This is a genomic window from Terriglobia bacterium (genome assembly GCA_020073205.1).
Taxonomy (GTDB): domain Bacteria; phylum Acidobacteriota; class Polarisedimenticolia; order Polarisedimenticolales; family JAIQFR01; genus JAIQFR01.
In genome coordinates this window covers 1-8,322 of sequence record JAIQFR010000148.1, presented here as the reverse complement: position 1 = coordinate 8,322, position 8,322 = coordinate 1, and the positions used below count along the sequence as shown (strand labels likewise).

The following is an 8,322-nucleotide window of genomic DNA, read 5'->3' as shown; positions in this document are numbered from 1 at the left end:
AAGAGCCAGGCCGGGTCGAGGTTCATCGCCCAACAGTCTACGCCGCGTTGGGAGCAGATGCCGGGGGGGTCGAGGCGCGCCCGACGACGTGCCGCTCGCGGGAAGGTCCGCGGGTATGGCCGTTGCGCAGCCTCGCCTTGTCCGGAATGGGGTAGGAGAGGAAGAAGGCACGCGACGCGTGGTGGGTGCGGCGTCGAACGGCCAGGGAAAGGGCGTGTCAGCAGGCCAGCGTCCGGACCTTGCTGGCCATCTCCTCGTCGCTCGGGTGCGTGTAGACGACGGTCGTCAGCGGGCTGAGATGGCGCGCGAATCTCTGCGCCAGGAACAGGTCGTGGGTCGCCCGGTAGACGTTCGTGACCGCTACGTGCCGCAGCGAATGAAACGGGTACAGCCGGTCGAACCCCGCCTTCTTCTGCCAGGTCCGCCACGCGAACTGGACCCGGCGCCTGGAGATGCGGCGGCGGGACTGGTTGCAGAAGAGGGGAGCGCCGGGGGCCAGGTCCTCACCACGCTCGCGCTTCCACCGCCAGAAACGCTTCAGCTTCACGACCAGCCGGTCCGGTAGGAACACGTCCGCCGCGCGACCGCCCTTGGCGATCTCGGGGCGGATGCGGACGCGTACCCGAGGCGTCCCGTCCGGTGCGAACACGTCGCCAACGTTCAGGCCGACGAGCTCGGCCAGCCGCAGGCCGGTGCCGAGGGCCATGGAGAAGATGGTGTGGTCTCGGACGTTGGCGGCCGTGGCCCTAAGGATCGCCTTCTGCTCTGCGGCGGTCAGGATCGGCGGGGCGAGGTGGGACACCGGGACCTCCCGTCCGACAAGGCCAACGTCGGGGGAGGAAGTCAAGCGGGGCGCCCCAGCCGCCCACATAGAACCCGAAGGGGCTGTATACTCGGGATACGGGTGTTGCAGAGAGCTTTGCGGACCACGAACGCTCCAATTTAGGGTATAGCCGGCAAGGTGAAAGGAGGAAACGCATGTTTCGCGACGGTCCGGTCAAGGGAATTGTGCTCTTGGCAATGTTGGGCTCGTCCGTTCTCTCCGCAGCGCTGTCTACAGCTCAGACTCAGGCAGTCGCCTACGCCGAGGAATGCAAGAACGAAGAGTCGGCCGAGTACAAGGCGTGCGTAGCCGCCAAGGAGAAGGAACACAAAGAAAAATGCGATAAAGTAGACCGCGACATCGAACAGGCCCAAGCGAAATGCCGTGCGGAGGGCAGTGACAATTGTGACGCAATTGGCGCACTGGGCCACTGCGCTTATCCGCTGTTTGGATTCTCGTGCTCAGTCGAACAGTGCACAGAGTTCGTTCGATCTGGCCGCTATGCGCGAGGCGATTCGGAGGAGCGGAGTCGCGCGCAGGCCGTCGTGGAGAATGTTGTACAGACAGCCGCTGACGCGGTTGCACCACTCGGCCCAACGACGGTGGAGGCGGTGGGCAAATTCGCAGCCACCTTCCCGAAGTTGTTTCGAGATCAGCTCATGAAACAAATCGATCTGGCACGTCTCGATGAAGTGAGCGACGACAAGACTGGTTGGGAAAGAGTGAATACGTTCTGGCAGGGTTCTGTGTACGACACAGTAGGCGCGCTAGAGTCGGGAGACTACGACCTCGATGGCGACGGCAAACCGGACGCACACTACGACCGTGCGACAAATCAATGGAGACCCCCGAAGTAGCTGTGCCTGCCGCAAGTCGTAGCCGTTCCGCGCAAATCTCCTGCGCTTCGGGGGATCGGGATCTAGACGGCTCGGGTCGAGCGAGCCCAAATCCCCCAGCCGCAGCCCGGTGTCGAGGGCCACGCTGTAGATGGCGGCATCGCGGAGGTTGGCGGCCGTCGCCCGCAGGATCGCCTTCTGCTCGGCGGCGGTCAGGGTCGGCGGGGCAAAGTGGGGCATGGGGACCTCCCGCCAGGACAGGGCCAGCGGTGGGGGAGGAAGTCAAGGGGGAACCAGTAGCGTGACCCGGCGGGCGCGTCGGGCAATGCAGGCCCGGACGTTCCGGTCATCACGGAGGCCGACCGCTCGGCCACCACGATCGGCCACCACGATCCTCATGCCCGAGGATTACCAGGCAGGTTTCAAGCTGCGCGCGCGTTCGTACGCCTTGTTGCCGTGTCCATGGGCTCTGGGTTCATGCTCGGCGAAGTCGTTGCAAGGGTGCCGTGTTCTAACGTTCACGGACAATCTCCGGACGACGGTTGCCTTGTTCCCACCAATCCTGGACCATCGCTGTCTGTGTAACTGCCTCCTGGAGAACGTCGCGCCAACAGGAACAGCACGTGGCCAATTCGGGGAAGGGACTCGTTCTCCAAGACCACGTCGGACATATCGCAGGCAAGGGGACTGACGGGGCCGATGGACGTCGGCGAGAGGTTCTCAATCCGTCCTTCGATCACGTCGTAGAGATAGCCGTCCAGCGAGTCAGACCGCTCTGGCCACGGACACTCGCCATAGAATGCCGCATCCATCAAGATTGTGACGTTAGTACCAGGTTGGTTCACAAGGTGGAGGCAGCGCGTCAAAGGGAGTAACTTGGTCAGGAACCCCGAATAGTCACTTGGACGGTTTTGCTGGAATGCGTATTGTGTCGTTGGGAAATCGCATTGTGGGGGAACGTCGTATCCCCAGCCAGTTACTCCAACTACTATGGGATTCCCAGCGTAGTCCAGCGCGACTCCATTCGCAGCCTCTCCACCGTCGCCCCCTAACAACGTGCTCGCAAGGAAGACGGTGCCATCCACTTCTAGTTTTGTCACGAATGCGTCCTGATAAATTACTTGGTCGAGCGTCGGATCCCACGGGCTTCCGTCGACCGGAAAATCGTCGGACAGCGTTGTGCCGACGACGATCGGACGACCATCGCCGTCCAGCTCTAGCCCTTTGATCGCGTCAAAGTAGCTGCCACCTAGGAACGTGCTCGATAAGAGTTGACTCCCATCCCCACTCAGCCTTGCCACGAAGCCGTCCCAATCCCACGAGCACCCGTCGCAGTCCGTGCATCCGTTGTTGCACAGATCGTCCCACCATCGGCACCGCTTTCCCGGTTCCGTCTGACACCGGCCCCAACCCTCGCCGATCTGGCTCTGAGCTGGTTGCGACGAGACCGGGAAGTTGGGAGACAGGGTAGTGCCCGCGATCACGACGTTGCCAGCTCCATCGAGCCGCACAGCCAATGTCGACTCGTCCACGCACCCGCCGATGAACGTGCCCCATTGAAGCGCCGAGCCGTCCGCCGATAGCTTAGCCACCGCAACATGATCGGGCCCACAGAACAGGTACGGTGGCTGCTGGCAGATCGGGTTCGCAAAGGGGCCAACAGGATCATACGCTCCTAGCGTCGTCGGGAAACTTGCTCCCCCGTCGCCGAGGACGACCGGCGCCCCGAGAGCGTCGAGATCAAGACTGGTCAGACGCACGTTCGCGAGACATGTTCCAAAGGCGAGTGCGCTCCCGTTCTCGTCCAACTGTGCCACGAAGCTGTCTGTTCCGTTAGGCAGATCCGGGACCGGATCGAAAGCCCCTGGCGTCGTGAAGCCGGCGCCGCATGGCCAGCCAACGATTATGGGTTTGTGCGCATAGACTTGAATAGCTTGTGGAGTATATTCCCCCCACCATGGCGAGTTATCCGGAGCACCCGGGTGCAACGCCCAGCCCGTTGATGAGACGTCCCCGCCTACGTACGTGCTCCAAACCAATTCACCCACGTCTGTGAGCTTCGCGAGAAAGAGGTCCCCGTACCCCGGTATTGGAGTGGATCGAAAGACGCCTGGAGTGGTAGGGAAGTTAGTTGAAGTAGTCACTCCGTACACGAGAGGTTGGTTTCCGTCCAACGCGACGCTCGTCGCCTGATCGTCGCCGGTGCCGCCGAAATAGCTGATCCACTGCAGGTTCGAAGCGGTCAAGTCGAACTTGGCGACGAAGGCAACGGAGCTCGACGTAATGTCGTCCGCGGTCGTGCCGACGACAAGAGGCTCCAGGCCGTTCTGGCCAGGGACTGCCACGACGGCGTTGACAAAGGTGCCAATGCTATTGGGGCCGAAGAATGTACTATAGGCGAGATCCATCATGGTGACGCCCCGCGGGTAATTGGAGCACTGGCCGCCGATCTGTGGCGATGCCTGTGAACTGCCTTCGAAGGTGGCACCGACCGCGATCGTTCCAGTGTCGCGGTCCCCGGCGGGCCGCATGTCCGTCACGTTCGCTAGAGGAGTCTCGAGATGGAAGGAGCCGGCGGGCCCAGCGACGATGCGATTGGCTCCCTCATAACGAAATGCCTTGCCGGCGATCGTGTTAGCGTTCGTGCCTGTGTACTTGTAGCGAAGCGCGCCGCCTTCGACCCAGTACGTGAGATGGACTCCAGGCCAGAGGCCCTTGAAAGTCACAGCCGAGAACGCATGAACCTTCGTGGCCCAGCGGCGGGGATCGGACCCCAGGTAGTAATTCCTCAAGCCGGAAACCGGGCCCGAGCCTTCGACAACCGGCGTGGGATTGGCATCCACAAAGTCGATGTGGATGGTACTGCGCTCCGCCAACGATGATGCCTGCACGTCTTGGTCTCGAAGAGGGCGCTTTCGAGCGGTTCTTCCGAACCACTCAACGCGATCTCTTTCGCTGGTGCCTCGAGAAGTTGCGGACAAGTCCCTCGGGGGGGCCTTGGCCATTTGGAGAGAAGTCGTCTTTGGGGCCGAATACAGTTCGAGAGTCAAGCCGCGTGAAGTCAAGGAGACCGTGAGTCCAGGCAGCTGAGCGGAATACTGGACTCCTGGGTCAAGCTGACCTCGGTTTTCCACAAAAACCGAATCGAAACCACTCGCTGCGTGGTTCCAAGCGTCCGCCAACGCCGGATTAACGGCGTCTGTCTCTGCCGCGCGGGACCAACTGATGGAGACCACGGCGAGCAGGATGCAAAAGACGACTCTCGTTTTCATGATTCCCCCCCCCTGAGTCAGGTATCGCTTGGCGTGTGTCTCCTGGGCAGACCCGGTAACCGCGATTTCGGTCGCACGATCGCAAGGTCGCACGATGGCGACACTATACGGCGGCCCAGAAGCGAACGTGATCCATTTTGCGCGAAGCTGCGCCATACAGGACCGTCTTAGTCGCCTTTGAGAACCCGAACGGAGTTCGCCTTCCATTAGGAAAGGCGCCCTCTGGATCGAACGGGTCTTGTTATTCCTCAGCCAGCGCCTTTTTGCGAGACAAGGAAAACGCGGCCGCGGCGCTAAGGGCAAACCGCAGTCGCCCTCTCTGTGCCATTGCTCCGGAACCCGTACGTACCGACGCCACAGCCATTGCGACTCCTCACCAGGTACCAGAAACCGCTGCTGGTTGTGGGAACTGCAGGGTCCGTCGCCGCTGGGCTCGTAAAGCTGCCCGGCGGCAAACATGTCTCGGACACCCCTGTCCCGACAGGGAACTCATTGAGGGTGCCTCGGGGAACATCGTAGACAGATGCGATTCCGGCCTCCAGCGCACTGGAGCACCAATCCAGCTCCGAGTTGTCGCCAACCGTCCTCACCTGGAGCATTCCGACCTCTCCCGGAGCCGCGAAGACTCCCGGATCAGCCGGTGCACAATCGCACGCGTCCCCTGCTGCATCGCCGTCGACGTTTTCTTGACCAGCGTTAGAGAGGCCTGGACAGTTGTCGTTGAAGTCGAGAAGACCGTCGCCGTCCGTGTCTCCCTTGCATGCACCTCCGCTGCGAGCATCGGCCATTGCCTTGATTTCACAGCGGGAGAGGGCCCGACTGAAGATCTGAACTTCATCGATGATGCCATCCCAATGGGCGATCAAATGGTTGGTAATGTCGACGTAGACTCCGATCCGGACAGGAGTCTCGCTGTTCCAGATGGACAAATCAGTCACCCCGTACGTCGTTCCTGGAACCTCAGTGCCGTTGACATAGAGCTTCAAGTTCTTGGTAAGGTCGTCGAAGGTGGCCGCGACGTGTTGAAACGAGTTGCTGAAGAGAACGGGCTCATTCGAGTCAATGTAGCGGGTCTTTGGATGACCTGTCCTGTCTCCGTAGACCCCGAACCGCAATCTGCCGCCCGCGAGCATCAGCAAGATCCAACTGGTTCCGCTCTTGAATGAGTCATATTTCGACACGATCGCTCCGTCACCGGTCATGGTGGCCGGGTTGACCCACGCGCCAAGAGTGAGCGACGGCGGTGTCAGATCATCCCTGTCGGCGATCTCGACGTAGTCGTCACCACCATCGAGGTTGAACGCCGCGCCCACCACCCCACCGCTGTAGGACGCGCCGTACCACAGTACTCCGTCGTTTCCACCCTTGATGTCGAGAGCATCGTTATCCCCTGGCCACCAGCCAACTGCACCAAGAGGAAGCTGAACGCAGGGCTCTTGCGCAGAAGCATGCAGGAAGCTCACCACAACACCTGCGGCCAGCACAAACCTAGCGGCTGCGCTCATGATTCTGCCTCCTAGAATGGCACGTCAGCTTCATGCCCTGGCCATATCTGCGGGGAGTATACGCCCCGTCAGCCGGGATGGGGCACCATCGGCCGAAGAATCAGAGACTCGGCTGTACGACATCTCAGATCTGAACCCTGCACCCAACGCGCCGGGGGTCGTGTGCCGCACTTGACCCCGCGCCTCAACGGACGGCTTGCCTCAGCTCTGGCCCATCGTTAACCCGTGGCCGCGCGCCCTCTTTTCGGCTGGGACCGCGAACGGAGTTCGCCTTCCATCTACAAAGACGAACTTGTCCACAGATCCGGGCTTTCCTCCCGGCGTTCTTTTTGGTAGCCGAAAGGCAGGGAAGCGACCAAAGTTCGCCTTTCCTGCGTCAGTGCGAACGGGTCAGAACCCTATGTCCTACAGGTACGAGCGCGAACCGCTCTCGATCGAGGAGGCTGACCGGCTCGTCTCCGCCGCCAAAACCCCGGCGCCTCTGACCGGTGATGTTGGGTTCGCATCTCTTGGCGGGGGACCAGACGGCCGACCTTTCTCCTGGGGGTGCTACCAGGATGAGGCAGCCCCAGGGACCGGGGCCGGCGGCTACGCTACAAGTCTTATCGGTTTGCGCTGCACCACGAACCGGCTGTCCGGCGTCATTTCTATCTGTACCCGTTCATAGCGTGCCCCCGCTACCAGCTCACAGGGAGAGTTCCCAGGCCGCGGTAGCGCCACGGCGGGGAACTTTCGCATCTCCAGCTCGAGGCGTGCCTCTTCGGGCATGACCTTCACGCCGCCCACGAACGCCTGCACGAACTCCTTTCGCTCCTCCAGGCTCCCTGACTCCAGCAGGCGCGGCAGGTCGCGCAGAGAGGCGAGTCCTTCCCGGAGGACTACCTCGGCATCGATCGGCTCGTAGGGGGCCGTCTCAAGCTCCTCAAGGCGGTTCAGGAGGCGACGCCGCTCGTTCCCGAGGTCCCGCAGCTTCGTGTCAACGAGCTGATGGAACGCTACCAGCTCCGGGAAGTCGCCGTCGATCGCTGGAACGCGAGCCAGATCACCTCCCAGCTCGTCAGCGACGGGATCACGATCGTCCCGTTCGGCCAGGGGTTCCGGGACATGTCGGCACCGACCAAGGAACTGGAGGCGCTGCTGCTGTCGAAGCGGCTCCGCCACGGTGGGAACCCGGTCCTTCGGTGGATGGCCGACAACGTCTCGGTGAGGCAGGACCCCGCGGGGAACCTGAAGCCCGACAAGGCCAAGAGCACGGGCCGGATCGACGGCATCGTGGCGATGATCATGGCGCTGGGGCGGGCGATCGTGCAGTACGGCGCGGGCGAGGTGAGGATCTGGGGACTTGAGGATTGAACTCGCAGGCGTGCAGGGTTATGCGCGCAGTACCGAGAGCAAGTGGGGATTGCGATCGGACCAGTGGGAGGTGCTACTCGCCGCTTCAGCACGCGTGCAGGAGGATCGCGTCAACCTCGGCCTCGGCGTCGAGCCAGTCCCGCTCGGGAGTGCCGCCCCGGAACCCGCGACGCTCCGCCTTGAGATAGGCCGCCTCCGCGATCAGCTTGCGGCGCTGATTCTGTGGGATGGTACTTAGCGACGCGATGCCATCGACGGTAGACACCAGCATAACTTCCATCGCTCTCGTCACCCAGGACAGGTTGTTCTTCGCCGGTGGGACGGGTTCCTTCATGCGGTTGATCTTGTCCGACCTCATCGCCGAACCTCAGGTAGGTCGACTTGTCGCGCTGACTAAGCGCGCGATCGCCCGGTGCACCGTACTCCAACGGCTCGCCGCCTGCCATGGGTCAGCGGGCCTCGCGCTCGGGAGTGCCTCAGCGGAGCCGCCTTCTTCGCCGCAAGGCTGTGCCGAGTCTCTGTTCGGTTGGGGA

General features: G+C 62.1%; 6 protein-coding genes. 2 read left to right on the top strand and 4 right to left on the bottom strand.

Features of this window, described 5'->3' with window-relative positions:
• Positions 1 to 217: 217 nt before the first annotated feature.
• Positions 218 to 802 carry a site-specific integrase gene (locus LAO51_19010; GenBank protein MBZ5640833.1) on the bottom strand — a complete coding sequence of 195 codons (585 nt, stop codon included), beginning with the start codon at positions 800 to 802 and terminating at the stop codon, positions 218 to 220.
• 176 nt (positions 803 to 978) lie between these two features.
• Here LAO51_19010 and LAO51_19005 point away from each other — a divergent pair, with 176 nt between their 5' ends.
• Complete coding sequence (locus LAO51_19005; protein ID MBZ5640832.1) at positions 979 to 1,680, top strand: hypothetical protein; 702 nt, start codon at positions 979 to 981, stop codon at positions 1,678 to 1,680.
• Positions 1,681 to 2,177: 497 nt separating this feature from the next.
• Here LAO51_19005 and LAO51_19000 read toward each other — a convergent pair whose 3' ends face one another.
• A complete protein-coding gene (locus LAO51_19000; GenBank protein MBZ5640831.1) occupies positions 2,178 to 4,550 on the bottom strand; it encodes a hypothetical protein in 2,373 nt (790 codons plus the stop codon).
• Positions 4,551 to 5,224: 674 nt separating this feature from the next.
• Positions 5,225 to 6,436 (bottom strand): thrombospondin type 3 repeat-containing protein, encoded by a 1,212-nt coding sequence (locus LAO51_18995; GenBank protein MBZ5640830.1) that lies wholly within the window; start codon positions 6,434 to 6,436, stop codon positions 5,225 to 5,227.
• 987 nt (positions 6,437 to 7,423) lie between these two features.
• Between LAO51_18995 and LAO51_18990 the strand changes: the two genes are divergently transcribed.
• On the top strand, positions 7,424 to 7,789 hold the full coding sequence (locus LAO51_18990) for a hypothetical protein (protein MBZ5640829.1): 366 nt from the start codon (positions 7,424 to 7,426) through the stop codon (positions 7,787 to 7,789).
• Between the two features lie 85 nt (positions 7,790 to 7,874).
• Here the strand turns inward: LAO51_18990 and LAO51_18985 are convergent, their stop codons facing one another.
• Positions 7,875 to 8,147, bottom strand: a complete 273-nt coding sequence (locus tag LAO51_18985; protein ID MBZ5640828.1) for a DUF2934 domain-containing protein — start codon at positions 8,145 to 8,147, stop codon at positions 7,875 to 7,877.
• Positions 8,148 to 8,322 lie beyond the last annotated feature (175 nt).